At 59.0% G+C, this 15,213-nt stretch carries 14 protein-coding genes, 1 tRNA gene and 1 pseudogene; 9 read left to right on the top strand and 7 right to left on the bottom strand.

The window, feature by feature from the left end:
• Window positions 1–81 precede the first annotated feature (81 nt).
• Window positions 82–172, top strand: a tRNA-Ser gene (locus GC165_00540).
• On the top strand, window positions 163–1,167 hold the full coding sequence (locus GC165_00535) for a transglycosylase SLT domain-containing protein (GenBank protein ID MBI1331344.1): 1,005 nt from the start codon (window positions 163–165) through the stop codon (window positions 1,165–1,167). The genes GC165_00540 and GC165_00535 overlap by 10 nt, the downstream gene beginning before the upstream one ends.
• A gap of 115 nt (window positions 1,168–1,282) precedes the next feature.
• On the opposite strand, the gene GC165_00530 is transcribed toward GC165_00535, so the two are convergent.
• On the bottom strand, window positions 1,283–1,681 hold the full coding sequence (locus tag GC165_00530; protein MBI1331343.1) for a hypothetical protein: 399 nt from the start codon (window positions 1,679–1,681) through the stop codon (window positions 1,283–1,285).
• A gap of 124 nt (window positions 1,682–1,805) precedes the next feature.
• Here GC165_00530 and GC165_00525 point away from each other — a divergent pair, with 124 nt between their 5' ends.
• Window positions 1,806–4,265, top strand: a complete 2,460-nt coding sequence (locus GC165_00525) for a hypothetical protein (protein MBI1331342.1) — start codon at window positions 1,806–1,808, stop codon at window positions 4,263–4,265.
• Between the two features lie 254 nt (window positions 4,266–4,519).
• On the opposite strand, the gene GC165_00520 is transcribed toward GC165_00525, so the two are convergent.
• Both GC165_00520 and GC165_00515 read right to left on the bottom strand, forming a co-directional pair.
• Window positions 4,520–4,993 (bottom strand): hypothetical protein, encoded by a 474-nt coding sequence (locus GC165_00520; protein MBI1331341.1) that lies wholly within the window; start codon window positions 4,991–4,993, stop codon window positions 4,520–4,522.
• The gene (locus GC165_00515) at window positions 4,983–5,357 is read right to left on the bottom strand and encodes a hypothetical protein (GenBank protein MBI1331340.1); all 375 of its coding nucleotides are present in this window, start codon (window positions 5,355–5,357) and stop codon (window positions 4,983–4,985) included. Before GC165_00515 ends, GC165_00520 begins: the two co-directional genes overlap by 11 nt.
• Window positions 5,358–5,462: 105 nt before the next feature.
• Between GC165_00515 and GC165_00510 the strand changes: the two genes are divergently transcribed.
• From GC165_00510 to GC165_00490, 5 genes and pseudogenes are all read left to right on the top strand, one after another.
• Window positions 5,463–7,403 (top strand): hypothetical protein, encoded by a 1,941-nt coding sequence (locus GC165_00510; GenBank protein ID MBI1331339.1) that lies wholly within the window; start codon window positions 5,463–5,465, stop codon window positions 7,401–7,403.
• Between the two features lie 139 nt (window positions 7,404–7,542).
• Window positions 7,543–8,040, top strand: coding sequence for a hypothetical protein (locus GC165_00505; protein ID MBI1331338.1), 498 nt, complete (start codon window positions 7,543–7,545; stop codon window positions 8,038–8,040).
• A 509-nt stretch (window positions 8,041–8,549) separates the two neighbouring features.
• Window positions 8,550–8,669, top strand: a pseudogene (locus tag GC165_00500) (RNA-binding protein).
• A gap of 32 nt (window positions 8,670–8,701) precedes the next feature.
• Window positions 8,702–9,961: an extracellular solute-binding protein gene (locus GC165_00495; GenBank protein MBI1331337.1), complete on the top strand. Its 1,260-nt coding sequence runs from the start codon at window positions 8,702–8,704 to the stop codon at window positions 9,959–9,961.
• Complete coding sequence (locus tag GC165_00490; GenBank protein ID MBI1331336.1) at window positions 9,958–10,851, top strand: ABC transporter permease subunit; 894 nt, start codon at window positions 9,958–9,960, stop codon at window positions 10,849–10,851. The genes GC165_00495 and GC165_00490 overlap by 4 nt, the downstream gene beginning before the upstream one ends.
• 81 nt (window positions 10,852–10,932) lie before the next feature.
• Here the strand turns inward: GC165_00490 and GC165_00485 are convergent, their stop codons facing one another.
• Genes GC165_00485 through GC165_00475 form a run of 3 tightly spaced genes read right to left on the bottom strand, consistent with a single transcriptional unit; the run spans window position 10,933 to window position 12,232 of the window.
• Window positions 10,933–11,364, bottom strand: a complete 432-nt coding sequence (locus tag GC165_00485; GenBank protein ID MBI1331335.1) for a hypothetical protein — start codon at window positions 11,362–11,364, stop codon at window positions 10,933–10,935.
• Window positions 11,361–11,771 (bottom strand): hypothetical protein, encoded by a 411-nt coding sequence (locus GC165_00480; protein MBI1331334.1) that lies wholly within the window; start codon window positions 11,769–11,771, stop codon window positions 11,361–11,363. The genes GC165_00485 and GC165_00480 overlap by 4 nt, the downstream gene beginning before the upstream one ends.
• Complete coding sequence (locus tag GC165_00475; GenBank protein ID MBI1331333.1) at window positions 11,768–12,232, bottom strand: hypothetical protein; 465 nt, start codon at window positions 12,230–12,232, stop codon at window positions 11,768–11,770. Before GC165_00475 ends, GC165_00480 begins: the two co-directional genes overlap by 4 nt.
• Window positions 12,233–12,641: 409 nt before the next feature.
• Here GC165_00475 and GC165_00470 point away from each other — a divergent pair, with 409 nt between their 5' ends.
• A complete protein-coding gene (locus tag GC165_00470; protein MBI1331332.1) occupies window positions 12,642–12,845 on the top strand; it encodes a hypothetical protein in 204 nt (67 codons plus the stop codon).
• A 1,192-nt stretch (window positions 12,846–14,037) separates the two neighbouring features.
• Here the strand turns inward: GC165_00470 and GC165_00465 are convergent.
• Complete coding sequence (locus GC165_00465; GenBank protein ID MBI1331331.1) at window positions 14,038–15,189, bottom strand: hypothetical protein; 1,152 nt, start codon at window positions 15,187–15,189, stop codon at window positions 14,038–14,040.
• Window positions 15,190–15,213: the final 24 nt, after the last annotated feature.

Below are 15,213 nucleotides of genomic sequence, written 5' to 3'. Positions count from 1 at the left end.
CTACTTATCCCCATGATACAGGCGAACTCTCTTCTGTGCACGCCGTTTAGCCGATAAGATATAATAAGGGAGCCGCGAAGTGGACAGATGGCTGAGTGGACGAAAGCGCCCGCCTGCTAAGTGGGTAAGGGATAATATCTCTTCTCGGGTTCGAATCCCGATCTGTCCGCCAGAAAACTTTTGATTGTGATTAGAAAGTGGTTGACAATTGTTGCGGTGCTTAGCATCGTTGGGTCTGCGTCCGCGCAATCGCTGGACCAGTATCTTTCGCTACGCCAGGCCAACAAAATAACGAAATTCTCGCCCGTCGAATCGCTCGACAACTTTGTGGGCGAAAAAGTCCTCGAACTCAAATGCGTCGTCAAGGGTTCGCTGGAGCTCGACGGCAAGGCCAGCATCTACGTCGAGTACCCGGACAACCGGGGCGAGCAAGCCATCGACGCTACCGAAATCCCCGATTGGCTTCAGGGCGGAAGCGTTGCCGCTCGATTGTTGGTCAAAGCCACCCGATCCGAACCTCTGGCGGTCTGCGAAGTCACTCTGCTCGGCGCGGCTCCCGAAGCCGATATCGCGGCCTACGAAGCCGCCCACGCACCCAAACCGGCCCCGGCCAAGCGAACCGTGACCACGGGCGCTAAGCGCGGCACCACTGCCTCGCGCGGCGGAAAGGTCAGCCGTGTGAAGGGCGATCCGCGCATTATCTCGATCTACGCGTCGTTCATCAAGAACCACAACAAGAAGCTCAGCAACTCGGAAGCGTACGAAATCGCCGACGCGGTCATCCGCTGGAGCCTCACGTACGATGTGGACGCCCGGCTCGTCGTGGCGGTGCTCATCACCGAAAGCGACTTCCGACCCGGCTGTATCTCCGGCGCAGGGGCAAAGGGCCTCGGCCAGTTGATGGACGAGAACTGCGAAGAGTACGGCATCACCGACGTTTTTGACACGAACCAGAACCTGTACGGCACGGTTCGACAGCTTCGCGAGCACCTCGATCGCTATCGAGGAAGCGACAACGATCCTGAAAAGTTGGCACTGGCCCTGGCGGCGTACAACGCCGGTCCGGGCGCGGTGAAGAAGTATGGCGGCATCCCGCCGTATCGCGAGACCAAGGACTACATCAAGCGAGTCTTTACGCGGTACAAGCAGTTGTGCAGCGGCGACTAGTTCGCTTTCGAGCCTTCTGCCTTCTGAACGAAGAGGGTCGAACGATACCCAGCCCTTGCGGACTGGGCAAGCTTGGATCACTCCGTTGGAACTCAAGCGAGAGGTGGGAGCCGCCCTATGAACCACTCCTGTTCTCGTCCAGAACTCGCGCCGTCGAGCAGGCGGGGGTGCCGTCCTTCATCGTCCCGGCGATGGTGACCTCGACATCGCCTTCGCCTTCGCCTTCGCCAAGGTTGGGCACATGGTCGAGGTAGAGCTTGATGCGTCGAAACCGCTGTCCTCGCTCGCCGATCCAGGCGAGGTAGATAAATCGGCGTCCGTCGCCGTGGTAGTGCACACCGTCGCCGGCCCAATGCGTCTCACCCTTGCGATTCTCCTTTTGACTCATGGGTACGGTGTAGACGCCATCTTTGGCCTCCTCAAACGCTTTCTTGGTCTGAAGCTGCAAGCGAATTGCGCCATACGGCTCGCATCGAGTCGGAGCATTGTCAACGCGGATAAGGAGGCGAGTCATTTGACTTGAGTTTAGCTGTCTTCCGCATCCTGCGTAATCGCATCTACGTCCTTTATGTCCCGATCTCCGATCTCCGCTTTCTCCTCCCAGATCGCCCACGATACACCGGTAAACTCGTCAGCAAATGAGTTCATCGTTCTACCTCAGCGACGGGTGGGAGTTCATCGAGACGCGGCTGGATAAGCCGGGCGCGGTCATCGGCTATTCCGACGCCGAATGGCTATCGGCCACGGTCCCCGGCCACGTGCACCTGGACCTGATGGAGCACGGCATCATCCCCGACCCGCACGAGCGGATGCACGAAATCGGGGCGCAATGGGTCGACCAGACCGACTGGAGCTACCGATGCACCTTTACGTGGGAGGCCGAAGAGGACAAACCGAACCAGAAGCTCGTGTTCGAGGGGCTCGACACGGTCTGTACCGTCTTCCTGAACGGCGAGGAAATCGCCCGCCACGACAACATGTTCGTGCCGCTAGAGGTCGTGGTCACGGGCAAGCTAAAGGCCGAAAATCAGCTTCGAATCGACTTCAAATCGGCGCTGAACACCGGGGCCGAGCGCATGGCGGCGTACTTCCAGAGCCAGGGTCTGCCCGAGGCGGTCGAGCGGTTCGAAGAGCGGTCGTTCGTACGCAAGATTCAGTGCATGTTCGGGTGGGATTGGGGACCCCGGCTCATCTCGTGCGGTGTGTGGCGGCCAGTGAAACTGGTGGAGTATGGGAAGCTGATCACGCATCTGTCGGCTCGGCAAGAGTGGCACGAAGATGGGTCAGTGACCGTACATGCCATTTGCGAAGTCGACGGTGACGCTAAACCGAAATTTACAATCCAGTATGGGGATTACATTGCCGAAAGCTCAACGGGCGTGATTCGGATCCCATGCCCAGAATTATGGTGGCCAGCAGGATGTGGCGACCAGCCGCTTTACACTTTGAGAGCCGAACTCCCGAATTATGAAAGCTCGGCGTTTATCAAGTTCGGTTTGCGCCAAGTCAAGCTCCTTCGCGAGAAGGACGAAATCGGCGAGTCGTTCGAGTTCGAGGTTAACGGCAAAAAGGTCTATTGTAAGGGCTTTAACTGGATCCCTGATTTCTCTTTTCCGGCCGCTATTAGTCGCGCACGCTACGAAGAAAGACTGTGGCAGGCGTACGATCTCGGGTCGAACATGCTACGCATCTGGGGCGGCGGCATGTACGAGTCCGACGACTTCTACGACCTATGCGACGAGCTTGGGATTTTGGTCTGGCAAGACTTTATGCACGCCTGCGCGTACTACCCGGATACCGACGAGTGGCAGGACGTGGCGCGCACCGAGGCGACATACCATCTGAAGCGTCTGCGCCACCGGGCCAGCCTCGCGCTGTGGTGTGGCAACAACGAAAACCTGACCATGTGGCAGGGCAAATGGAACTGGATGGGGCACCCCCACCCGCCGCGTTTGTACGGCGAAAAGCTGTACGACGACCTCTACCCCAGCCTGGTGCGGGAGCTCGACCCGGAGCGGTCGTACATCCATACCTCACCCTGCGGCGACCTCGAAAAGGACTGCAACGCGGGCAAAGTCGGCGATTCGCACTACTGGGACGCCTGGCATGGCCGCGGCGACTGGAAGTACTACCTCGACTCCGAGGCACGGTTCAGCAGTGAGTACGGCTTTGCGTCGTCATGCTCGTTGGCGCTGTGGGAGGAGACTTTGGCCGAGGAGGATTGGGACTACAAGAGCCCGGCCGTGCGTTGGCACGACAAGACGCGCAAGGGCTATGAGACCTTCGTGGGCTACACCGAATTGCACTATCCAAAGTCGGAATCGCTAGAGGATTGGGTGTATTTCTCGCAACTGAATCAGCGCGATGCGTTGCGGATGGGGGTCGAGCATTTCCGCCGATCGCCGTTCTGCCGAGGGTCATTGATTTGGCAGTTGAACGACATTTGGCCGGTGCAGAGTTGGGCGGTAATTGACAGTAGCGGTCGCTACAAGGCGGCGGCGTATGAACTGCAGCGGCGGCTTTACGCCCAAGACCTTCTTTCGTTAGAGCGAGTGAAAGAGAAGATTAAGATTCACTACATTAATGACGAGTTAGAACCGATCCAATCCACATATATGTTTGGGGCTGTGGCGATCGATCTCCCGACTGGCGATATCGTGCGTGAGTGGGAATATCAGCCATTCGAGGCAGGTCCTGGCTTTCGTGGGGTCATCGCGGAACTCGACCTCACAGGTCTCTCGGTGCCAGACACACTCATATCCGTCTTAGGCTCGGGAGGACACGCATGGCACCTGCTCGGCGAGCCGAAAGATATGAATTTCGCCAAACCGGGAAGGATCCTCGGCTCAAGCCAGCCCGCTCATTACAGTTCGCAGCACGACGCGAACGTTGGCCCGCGCTTCGAGATCGAAATTGACCATCCGGTCGTCGATCTGATGCTGACGGTCGACGGCGACACCAAGCCGTTCCTTCGGAATTTTGAAACGTTCCATAGTCCTGGCGTCTACGAGATTCAAGTGAACCAGCCGATCACGCATTTCGAGGCTCGGTCGCTCGCTGGCGAGCACCCGACGCGCATGACTCGCTCGCCGTTGTAAACTCATTGCCAACTCGGGTGGCCTGTATAGCCGAAGGATATGCGGGAGCGGATTTAGGGTGGCACTCGTAATGACGTCCGCTTGGCTGGGGATTTCCAGTGATTCGTTCGGGTGACCCGGCGAGACAATTCTGGTCGATAAAGCGCGAATAAATTCGGGCAGTCCCCAACGGGCAAAACTCCTTTGGTCAGTTCTTAGTGGGCTGGAAGCCCACCCTCCCAGTCGGCGATTGGCAGTTGGCAGAAAGCAGAGAGCTAATGGCTCTTTGCCCGGTCCGCGTTCATCTTCGCCTCGTACGCCGCGCGGTCTTTCGGTGACATCTCGGCGGAGTGCTTGGCATAGTTCACCTGCTCCATCTTCTTGCGAATTTCGGGGGCTTTGGCGGAGGCGGATTGGATGATCATCCAGCTAGCGATCAGCATCAGCGAGAAGAGCGTCACCGTCGCCGCCACGAGGCGGCGGGTGGGGGCCATCGAAATCTTGCGCCGGACCGGCGTCTTGGCGATCTCAAGCACTTCGGCCAATTTTTGCGCCTGTAGTGGCGCGGCCTGCTCCTTCTCGGCGCGGATGCGGCGCAGTTCTTCCAGCACGACGGCCGGTTCGACGTCCATGGTCTCGGCGATGTCACGGATGCGCGGGCGATGGTCGTCGGCGAGGCGCGCGATGAGTTGTCGGAGCTCGCCCGACTCGACGGGAGTGTCTTCGTCGAGCGTGTGCCTAGCGTCCATGGATGACCGTGCTAGGGTTTACGAGCGTAGGGCGCGCGCTGGCGTGCATCACCTTGCTCAGCGCGACCACGAATACGAACGTGCACAGAATGAACCCGAGCCTGCGCGGGCGCGGACGGCCATAGAATCCACGCTGGTAGACCGGCTGAACCATCGGCGGTTCGGCAAAAATCGGCGGGGCGGGCGGAGCCTTTTCGGCCCGCATCTGGTTGAGGCGCGCGATCACGACCTCGACGTCGACATCCATCGCCTCGGCGAGGTCCTGAACCGTGGTTTTGTGCTCGCTCGACATGCGTTCGATGAGTTCGCGAGTTTCGGTTTCGCTCAGCTCGGTTTGTGCGGTCACGTGGTTCATGTTCTGCATGCAGGGTCTCCCAATCTTCTATATCATAGTTTTTTGGGTTGCGTTGCAGGAATTCGTGTCCCGGCGACCCTAAAAAAATTGCCGGGAAATCCGAAACCTTTAGTAATGGTTGAGCTTTCCGTTCGATTGGTCCTTGCCGGGTTGATGGTTTTCATCGCCGGAGCGACCGGCGTGCCACCGTTCATTGCGATGACGAAGATCTCGCTGATTCAGAGCGCCCTGGCTGTTTTCGCCTTCACTCTCGATCGGAAAAACCTGCGCCTGCCCGCCGTCAGCGCCCTCATTGCGTGCGCCGATGCGCTCATGATCCAGTTCGCGCTGGGCTCGATCACCACGCACCCCGCCCTCGAAACGTTCGGATTTCTCTCGCTCGCCCCGATCATCCTCGCCGCCGCCCGCCACAATTCCAACCCGTTCCTGATGACGCCGGTGGCCAGCGCAGGCATGGTCCTGGCCCACATGGCCAACCACGGCTGGCACCTCGCCAACCTCAACATTTTGGGCGCCGCCTGCACCTTCCTGCTCATCGGATGCCTGGTGAAGCCGTTCGGCAAGGTTTCCGTGATGGAGACCGAAGACGAGGACGAGACCGTGACCGACGACATGCCGATGGTGGAGCTGCACAAGCTGAGCCTGGCCGAGTCGCACAACGAAGAGCTTCGCAACAACTATCGCCAACTGAAGGACGCCTACCGCGACCTGGACCGCAAGAGCCGAAAGGACCGCGTGGCGGCCATGCTGGCCGACATCCACGGCACCTCGCAGCGATCTGGCTACTTCTCGCTGTGTGAGAAAATCACGGAAGCGACCGGCGCCGCCGGCGTGCTTTTGTACACCGTTTCCAACGTGGGCGACCAGTTCATCGTGCGCGGTGCGGCCGGCGAAGTGAACGAGGTTCAGCTTTCCGAATCGCTGAGCGTGAACGCCAAGCAAGCCATTGCTTTGGTGCGCGAACAGGCCGACCATCTTTCGCAGATTCTCGAACCCGAAAAGCCGTGTAGCAACGTGGTTCTTCAGCACGAAGGCAAGGTAGTGGGCGTGCTCACCGTCACCGCTCGCGACCGCGACCAGATGTTCGAGGCGCTGGAGGCTCTTCAGCCATGCGCGCCGCTGATCGCCAGCATCGTGCTGGAAGAGCAGGACAAGGAGAGCATGCGCCGACGCCTGACCGAGGTCGAGGTTCTGTATGCCGTGGTGAGCAACGCCGAGGGCGCGACCACGCGTTCCGAGGTCGCCGCTCGCATCGCTCGCGACTTCCAGTCCGTGCTCCAGATCGAGCACCTTTCGATTTACTCCATCGTCGACGACGAGCCTCTGCTCCTGGCCAACGAGGGACGAGCGATGAACCTGCTGGGTTCGATGACGTTCCCCAACGGCAGTGGCGCGGTGGGCTGGCTGAACTCCGGCTCGCCCGAGATCGTGGTGAACGACGCGCGCACCAGCAGTCTCCTGCCCAGCGAGGCGATCGTGCGGAGCCGCATCGGTAGCTACGTGGTGATTCCCGTTAACGGCGAGTCGGGTGCGTACGGCTACATCACGGCCGCGTCGGGCCGCATCGGCGGCATCGACACCAGCGACCTTGGCACCCTGCGAAGCGCGGCGGCCGAGCTTTCGCGCCTGTTCATGAAGCCAGAAACGCCCGAGTTCGACGACGAAGGCATCCTGTCTCCGCGCAAGTTCATCGAGGCGGTGGGCAAGAGCGAAGGTACGATGGTGACCCTGGTTCCGCTTCAGTACAAGGAATTTGAGCGCAAGTACGGCAAACCGGCGATGAGCCATGCCTTGCGGTCGCTGACCATGCGGGTTCGGCCCCATACGCCGTCCGGCGCGCTGATGTGCAAACACCCCGACGGACTGATCATGGTGTTCCTGAAAGGGACCGATAAAGATTCTGCGTCGGTGTGGGCGAATGATGTGACATCGAAGGGTTTGGGCAACGACCTGCGCACCCCGGATGGATCGGCGAAAATACCCCTTCAGCTACGGGTGAAGGTTGCCAGTTTGAGCCCGCAATTAAACCAGTTTTTGGTACCCAGCGCGGCCTAAAGTCCTCAATCCATACTTTTACCAGGTTCTTTTCGGGGCTCCGATTGCTATCCTATGATTTATCGTAGGTCGTATGATCAGATCTCCCCACCCCACATCCAAAACGGAAACTTCCCGGCGAAGAAGAATCGCCCTGCAAGTGGCCAAGGCGGAGCGCCATCTGGGGAAGAACGAATTCAATGAGGCGGCATCCGTCATTCAGACGGTGCTGGCCGAGACTCACGACCATTTGGGAGCCCTGGAATTGCAGGCTCGCTTGCTGTGGAAGCAGGAAGACTTTCGCGCCCTGGTGCAGACCACCAACAAGCTGATCGCCCTCAACCCGTTCGAGCCGGGCTACTACGGCCTGCGGGGCATGGCTCTGCGCGCGCTGGGTCACTACGGCGACGCGGCCAAATCGCTGGCTCGCGACCCCAAGGCGGCGCAGCAATTGGCGGACCTGGAAGGGTTTCAGGCCTCGCTGATCAAGGACGCGATCAAGCACGACCCGGTGTTTGCCGCGCAGTACGCCAAGGACCCGGTGAAGGCTCTGACCGAGAAAGGCTTTTATTTTAAGGAGCGCGACGCCGCGATCGCATGGGTGAGTCAGCAGACGAAGCCGACGAAGCCGTCCGTGCATCGGAAGGCGGGGGATTAGCCTTTTTTAGCTTTTAGCTTTTAGCCTTTAGCCGTGAGCCGAAAGCCATCTGCTTTCGGCCTTCTGCCTTCTGCCTTCTGCCTTGGCAGTGATGGTAGCTCTTCGACCATCACTGACTAACGACCCTTCCCCCTGTGGAGTAGCGTGGTTATTTGGCTCGTTTGGAAGTCTGTTGACGCCCCATTCCTCGCTTCGCTGATGAGGAGGTGGATTGGGGCGGTCCTTCAGACCGCTGTCTATTGGGTTCCTCTGGACCCAGCCCTGGCGGACTGGGCTAACTTGGATCGCCCCGTTGGGGCTCCGTGGGGGATATGGCTCGGAGTAGACGGCCGAGAGCAGAGAGCACAGGGCAGAGAGCAGAGAGCACAGAGAACAGAGCACAGGGCGCGGAGTGCAGAGCGCGGAGGACAGAGCAGAGAGCACAGGGCGCAGAGCGCAGAGCGCGGAGTGGAGAGCAGAAGGCCGAAAGCCGAGAACCGAGAACCGAGAACCGAGAACCGGGAACCGGGAACCGGGAACCGAGAACCGAGAACCGAGAACCGAGAACCGAAAGCCGTGAGCCGCGAGCAGGAGGCAGAAGGCAGAAAGCCAAAACGCGAGAACCTCAAAAGCTGAGGCCAGAAGCCTGAATCCTGGAGCCTAAAGACGTAAACTACCACTCGTGACCACACGGCGGACGACGAGGTTTGCGGTACTGGGGCTAGCGGCCCTATCCCTCCTCAGTTGCGCCAAGCCGCCGGGCGACGGCAAGATCGTTCTTCGCATCGCCACCTGGGCGGGGGCAGGCGAGGGTAACGATTTCGATAAGCTTGTCGAGCAAATCTATAAAGATTTCGAGAAGCAGAACCCGGACATTCAGCTCGTGGTGGAGAACATGCCGGGCGACTACGTGTCGAAGGTGATGCTGAGCCACATCGCCGGAGTGGTGCCGGACGTGACGGTTTTGGACGCCTCGAGCTCGGCGCTTTTCGTCAAAAACGGGGTGCTGGAGGACCTGACGCCGTTCATCCGCAACGATCCTCGCTTTCACGAAAGCGACTTTTACGAAAACACCCTGCAGGCGGGCACCTACAACGGCCATTTGTACTCGATTCCGGTCGATTTCACGCCGATGGTGATGTACTACAACAAGGACCTTTTCGACCGGGCAGGGGTGCCGTACCCGCGCAACGGATGGACGTATCAGCAGTTCCACGACACCTGTGCGGCGCTGGCGAAGAAGGGTCAGAAGGCGTTTGTGATGTCCACATGGATGCCGGGCTGGGTGATGTGGCTGTGGAACAACGGCGGCGCGGTGCTGGACCCCACCGGTACGCGCGCGAGCGGCACGCTGGACTCGCCGCAGAACGCCACGACGGTTGAGTTTTTGAAGGAGCTGGTGGACCAGGGCTACGCGCCCAAGCTCAGCGAAGTGGCGGCGACGGGCGTGGACCCGTTTGCCAACGGCGACGTCGCGATGGCGGTTAGCGGGCACTGGTCGATCATCGGCTATAAGAGCGCGAAGAAGATCGATTGGCGGCATCTGGGCATCGTTTCCATGCCGACCGAACTGCCTTCGCCCGCGACGGTTTACTACGAATCCGGGCTGGGAATCGGGCATGGGTGCAAGCACCCCGAGGCGGCGTGGAAGTTCATCAAGCACTTCACCAGCTACCAAAACCAGATGCGGTACAACTCGTCGGGCATCGCGGTGTGCGCGCGCAAGGACGTGGCCACCGAGCGGGCTAAGGACCCGATCGAGCGCGACTTTTTGAACCTGATTCCGGGCGCTCGTCCGCCCACGGGGACGCAAGTCGAGGGGTATGCGTTTGTGGAGCAGCAGGGCGAAAAGATGATGGAAAGCGTGCTAAACGGGCGGCGAAAGCCCGCCGACGCCCTGCGCGAGATGGCCCAGCGCGTGGATCGGGAGTTCAGCAAATGAGCTCGTCGCTGCGGCAGAAAGAGAACCGCGCCGGGTGGCTTTTTGTGGCTCCGGCGACCCTGCATCTGTTTCTTTTTGCGCTGTTGCCGATCGGTGTGACGCTGGTCCTCAGCCTGTTTCGATGGAAGCTGTACCAGCCGGACAAGACGTTTGTGGGGGCGCGGAACTACCAATATTTGGCGTCGGATTCGGCGTTTCTGAACTCGATTTGGAACTCGCTGCGGTACACGGCGGTGGCGGTCCCGGCGGGCATCGTGGTCGCGCTGGGGGTGGCGATTTTGCTGAACCAGAAGATGCGCCTGAGCCCGTTTTTCCGCACGCTGTACTACCTCCCGGCGATCTCCAGCGGGGTCGCGATCTCGATGATCTGGATCTATATCTACCTGCCGGAGAAGGGCCTGTTGAACGTGCTGTTGGGGCACCTCGGGTTTAGCAGTATCGACTTTTTGGGCAAGTCGGAAACAGCGCTGTGGGCGTTGGCCTTTATGTCGATATGGACAGGTTTAGGTCCGAAAATGATTCTTTTCTTGGCGGGATTGATCGGGGTTCCGCAGACGCTGTATGAGGCGGCGTCGCTGGATGGCGCGGTCGGCTGGCGGGCTTTTCGGCACATCACCTTGCCGATGTTGGTGCCCACGACGCTGTTCGTGACGGTGACCTCGACGATCTCGGCGATCCAGATTTTCACGCCGGTGTATATGATGACGAAGGGCGGGCCGGAGGACTCGACGGACATGGCCGGGTACCACATCTACTCGGAAGCGTGGGTGTCGTTCAACACCGGGCTCGCATCGGCGAAGTCGTTCGTGCTGTTCGTGATCATCGCGGTGGTGGCGGCGGCGCAGTTCCGGATGACGCAGAAGCAGTTGGAAGGGCATAGCACTTTTTAGCTTTGCGCCCTTTGGTGGGCTGGAAGCCCACCCTCCCAAGCGGCTGAACTCCCTCGATCTTCCGAAGATGCGGAGATGAGCCTAGGGGATGCTCGTTTCGTGGGGCATTTTGAGGCTGGTGACGACGGGAAAGAGGATGACGAAGATGGCGAGGAGCTCCATCACCACGACGACGGCGATGACAGCAGCTAGCCAATCGCCGACTTGGCCGGTGTGCGCGGCTCGCCAGAGGTCGGGGACGATGAGGGCGGTGGCGGGAATGATCGCGATGACCGCGCTGACGGCGTTCACGCATTTGGGAAAGCCGTGTCGTCGGTCGACGGCGTAGGCGGCGATGAACAGCAGGGTGAACGCTCCGCCGACGTAGATGGCGGTCGGGTTGATGACGTGGAGCTGGCCGTCGCGCAGGAAGGTGAGTTGTCCGTGGGCGAAGAAGGCGAGGCAGGTGAAGAGGGCGATAGACGCGAAGGTCGGCAGTCCGTATAGAAGGAATCGACGGAGGGTTGGGTTCATGGCGTGGGCTCCGACGTGGGTTTTCGCTTGTCGAGTCGAAGGACCTTATAGCCAACCGAACAGAATGAGGGCAGCACCGCGACGAAGACGACTTTGGTGCCCGCCCGCATCCAATCGAACGGTTGGCCGTCGTGCCAGGTGTGCCACGCAAACTCGATGGAATAGATGAAGACGTAGGCGAGCATCCCGCCAAGGGCCGAAGCCAAGACATGGTTGTTGGGGCCGTGCTTGCGGTCGAGGAGGTAGGCGGCGAGAACGCTCCCCTCGAAGATGATCCACACGATGGACGCATCGACGTGCCCGAAAACGAAGCGCCCGTCGGGGTGCAAGACTTCTCTTCCCAATATGACGCCAATGATGACGGATGGGAGTCCGTAGAGCAGGAATCGGCGAAGGGCGGGGTTCATGAGGTGGCGGGTTGGCGGACTTCCTGGCGGGGAAGGAACTGCTTGCCGGAGCGGACCTCGATGAGGGCGACGAGGTCGCGGTTGCGTTCGGCTGTTCCTCGGAATTTGATGAGGGTTCCGTCGCGAAACTCGACTCGGTAGGCTTTGTCGAAGTTGTTGGAACGATCCTCCGAGAGGAGGACGACGTCGGCCAAGTTTTGAGTGAGGGTGGGCCGATCGGATTGTCCGTAGAAGCGAATTTCGTGGTCGTCGATCTCGATTTTGCGGGAGCTTAGGAAGCGGGGGAGCTGCGTGCTCGCCGAGAGGAGAGCGATGAAGAGCCAGGCCACGCCGAGGATGATGCGATTGTCGATCGAGCTGCGGTCGAGAAAGAAGAAGAGCATGGCGTTGACCAGCGCCAGAACGGGAAAGGAGACGGACATGTAGTCTTTCCAGGTTCGGATCGAGAAGGTCTTGGCCATGGCGCTTGGGTTTTATTATAGGGGAGTTTGGAGTTGACAGTCGGCAGTTGGCAGAGGGCAGAAGATCCTGTAGCGGGGCCTTTGTGACGCCAAGCTTCTCGCTCCAAGGAAGGATCATCCACCCCGTCGCTACGCGCCACCCCTCCAATCTTTGGAGGGGAGAGGTTTTTGAGAAACGGGCGTGAGAGATGTTTAGCCTTTCAGTTTGGAGTTTGGAGTTGGGAGTTGGGAGTTGGCTATGATCCATCGGGGTCTTCGCTTCGCTACGAGAGTTTGGGGCTTCGCCGAACGAGAACATGGGCCAAATGCTGAAAACCGGGAGAATATTCGACTTTTTGGTACAAAAGTCCCCGACTTTATGGCCCAAAAGGGGTTTGGACGGAGCTAATGGGCGTAGGATGGGTTTGTTATGGCACAACAAATCAAACTAGCCGTCGGCACGATGCTCGAGGAGAAATCCACGGGCAAGCAGCTCGAGATCGTCGAAGCGAACGACTGTGCGGCTGCGTCCTACGGGACGTACCAGTACAAGTTGAGCCCAGAAAACCCGCCAATCGCCTACTCGAATGAGATCGGCCCATCGCCGATGCAGCGGTTCGTAGTCCTGAAATAGCCTCCGACCAGGAGGATTGAGGCCGAGGCTCTGACCCGGCTTTTGCGAATCGGGGCAGAGCTTCAGCCACTGCTTCACCCGTCATTCCTTGTTTTGGTCGGCTGCCAACAAAGCAGACTTCTATATGGGCGAGACGTGGGTGGGGCAATGTTTCTTCCTTGGGAAGTCATCCTGCCTACTGAAGACTTTTGAACCTCAGAACCTCTGATTACTGATTCGTGTGTTTGCCGTAAGCCTCGGCCCTGAGGTAGCAGTCCCGGGCTTTTCCGCTCTGCCATGCCGTTTGGGTATGCGGCTGGCTCTCTTCGCAATTAGAATTGGGGGTCGTCCCGATGCTCGGGACTCCTTGGGCGAAGCCCTTTTTCATCCCCGCACGAATTGCGCCCTCTTGTGGTGCCCAATTCGCAGACCTTCCTTTCTCCGCAAAGGAGCAAGATGCGTGTGTCTGTCATCATCCACCCCGTCGCTTCGCGCCACCCCTCCGATCTTCGGAGGGGAGATGGTTGCGTCTTGTGCCCAAGCATATGACCAGTGCCACGACTGGCATTGGTTGGCCCTCCTTCTCCGAGATAGGGCTTTCTGTTGCTGTACGCAGGCTCTGGGAGGAGAGGAATTTGGGCTTGCGGCGCAGCGTGGGTGATGCGGGAGAGGGCTGGCTTGGCGCGGTCCTTCAGACCGCTTTTCTCGGTGTCTCGGTACCCAGCCCTGGCGGACTGGGCTAACTTGGATCGCCCCTTCAGGGCTGACTTGTCGAGATTGAGGCGTGGGTCGGGGCCAATCTCTACCTCACCTGTTGCCGAGCTCCTATCGTCGCGGCAACGTCCTCTCCTGGGAGGAGAGGAAACTTGGGGCTTGCGGCGCATCGCGCCTTCAGGAAGAAAGGCGAGTGGGTCGAAGCGAAGAGGCGAGCCAAGAAAGGAAATGGTTTACCACGAGTCGTCGGAGCGGAACGGGTCGTCCGGGTCAAGGAGATCGATCGATGGAGTCGGCAGTTTTCGAAGGTCGTCGCCCGAGCGAATAGCGGTAATACCCCCCGGCTCCCAGGTTGTTTGTTTGAGGAAGGCACAGAGGGTTGGTTCGATCACGGGAATGTCGATCTGACCTCGGCACTTGTAGAAAGTACATAAATATAAATCCCATTCCTTCGCCTGGAGATCAAAACTACAGTCGAAAAAATTGCATCTGGTGGTTGTCATTTTTTTTTGCCTCCAAAATTAGAGATAGTGCATCCTTGAAATCGGTCCTCATTAAGGCTTTGGCCATCCAAACGACATTGAAACCACCTGTTGTCGCCGCTATATTCACTTGCACTCACAGAAAGAAAGAAATCAGAGTTGCGAAAGGTGTTCCCACGGAAATAGATCTTAGAAGTGTTGGCACCAACGAATGAGACTTTGAGAAAAGTGCACCCATAGAAAGTGGCATGGGAGAGGTCGCGACCTCCCAGCGAGAGCCTTGAGGCTTTCTTTAGCCAACGCTGCTCAAAGTCGTCCGACGAGGCAAAGTCGCGGAAGCTGGGAAGGTCTTTTCCAATCACAGCTCCCTCGATGAAGAGATTGTGATGAGGCCTCCACCAGTCTGGCATCAGTGAATCGAAGGCTCCGTCCAGAAACGTGAGGCCGAAGAAGGAAACATAGATTGCGAGTGCGAGGGACCAACTCAAGGCTATTTGGCTGAGCCGATACAGGAAGAATGTCCGCCTTCGCTTTCGAACATCAACGACCCACCCGATAAAGAGGACGAGGCAGTCGAGGAAGATGAGGCCGCGGTGTATCCAGGTGACTTCCGGCGAGTGGTACGGGAGGAATTTGTACTGGGTGAAGCCGAGGGCGATGAGCGGAATCCAGATGGCGGTGACGGTGAACATCAGGCGGATCATCGTTTGGAACCAGGCGACCTCGCCTCGGTTGGGGAAGAAGATTCGGTTGATAAAGAACGGAAAAACGAGCTCCTCGGTGCGTCGGCCGAGCTCGCCTTCCTTGAACGAGGGGTCTTTTTCTTGATGGCGGTCGATGGCGGCGACGAGCTGGTTGACCTGGCTCTCGAGCATTCGCACATGAACGAAGAGATTGAAGTGGAGGATGACGTAGATGACCGGGAACCAAATGTAAAAGAACTTGAGCGGAACTTGAACATTGAGGATGGGGAGTTGGAGGGGGCTTTCGTAGAGGAGGTCGAGGTCGGTGGTTCCGGCGGCGGAGATCACGAGGTAGGTGGTGACCAGGAGGAAGGCGGCAAAGAACCCGGCCACGTGCTTGGACGCTTCGTTGACGGATGAGGCGATCTGGACCAGGTCGTCGGGGAGCTTTGGCGTGTCGCTTTTGGGCGGCTCGGGCTTGCGCATGAAGCGGGGAAGAAACGGCTTGGA

It is taken from the genome of Armatimonadota bacterium (assembly GCA_016125185.1).
Taxonomy (GTDB): domain Bacteria; phylum Armatimonadota; class Fimbriimonadia; order Fimbriimonadales; family Fimbriimonadaceae; genus Fimbriimonas.
The sequence above is the reverse complement of the archived record's forward strand: the minus strand, read 5'-3'. Positions and strand labels throughout refer to the sequence as shown.

Coding starts and splice junctions, on each gene's coding strand:
- GC165_00525 (MBI1331342.1), top strand. CDS start 1,806: ATGAGTTCATCGTTCTACCTCAGCGACGGGTGGGAGTTCATCGAGACG.
- GC165_00465 (MBI1331331.1), bottom strand. CDS start 15,189: ATGCGCAAGCCCGAGCCGCCCAAAAGCGACACGCCAAAGCTCCCCGAC.
- GC165_00490 (MBI1331336.1), top strand. CDS start 9,958: ATGAGCTCGTCGCTGCGGCAGAAAGAGAACCGCGCCGGGTGGCTTTTT.
- GC165_00475 (MBI1331333.1), bottom strand. CDS start 12,232: ATGGCCAAGACCTTCTCGATCCGAACCTGGAAAGACTACATGTCCGTC.
- GC165_00510 (MBI1331339.1), top strand. CDS start 5,463: ATGGTTGAGCTTTCCGTTCGATTGGTCCTTGCCGGGTTGATGGTTTTC.
- GC165_00530 (MBI1331343.1), bottom strand. CDS start 1,681: ATGACTCGCCTCCTTATCCGCGTTGACAATGCTCCGACTCGATGCGAG.
- GC165_00470 (MBI1331332.1), top strand. CDS start 12,642: ATGGCACAACAAATCAAACTAGCCGTCGGCACGATGCTCGAGGAGAAA.
- GC165_00485 (MBI1331335.1), bottom strand. CDS start 11,364: ATGAACCCAACCCTCCGTCGATTCCTTCTATACGGACTGCCGACCTTC.
- GC165_00520 (MBI1331341.1), bottom strand. CDS start 4,993: ATGGACGCTAGGCACACGCTCGACGAAGACACTCCCGTCGAGTCGGGC.
- GC165_00515 (MBI1331340.1), bottom strand. CDS start 5,357: ATGCAGAACATGAACCACGTGACCGCACAAACCGAGCTGAGCGAAACC.
- GC165_00480 (MBI1331334.1), bottom strand. CDS start 11,771: ATGAACCCCGCCCTTCGCCGATTCCTGCTCTACGGACTCCCATCCGTC.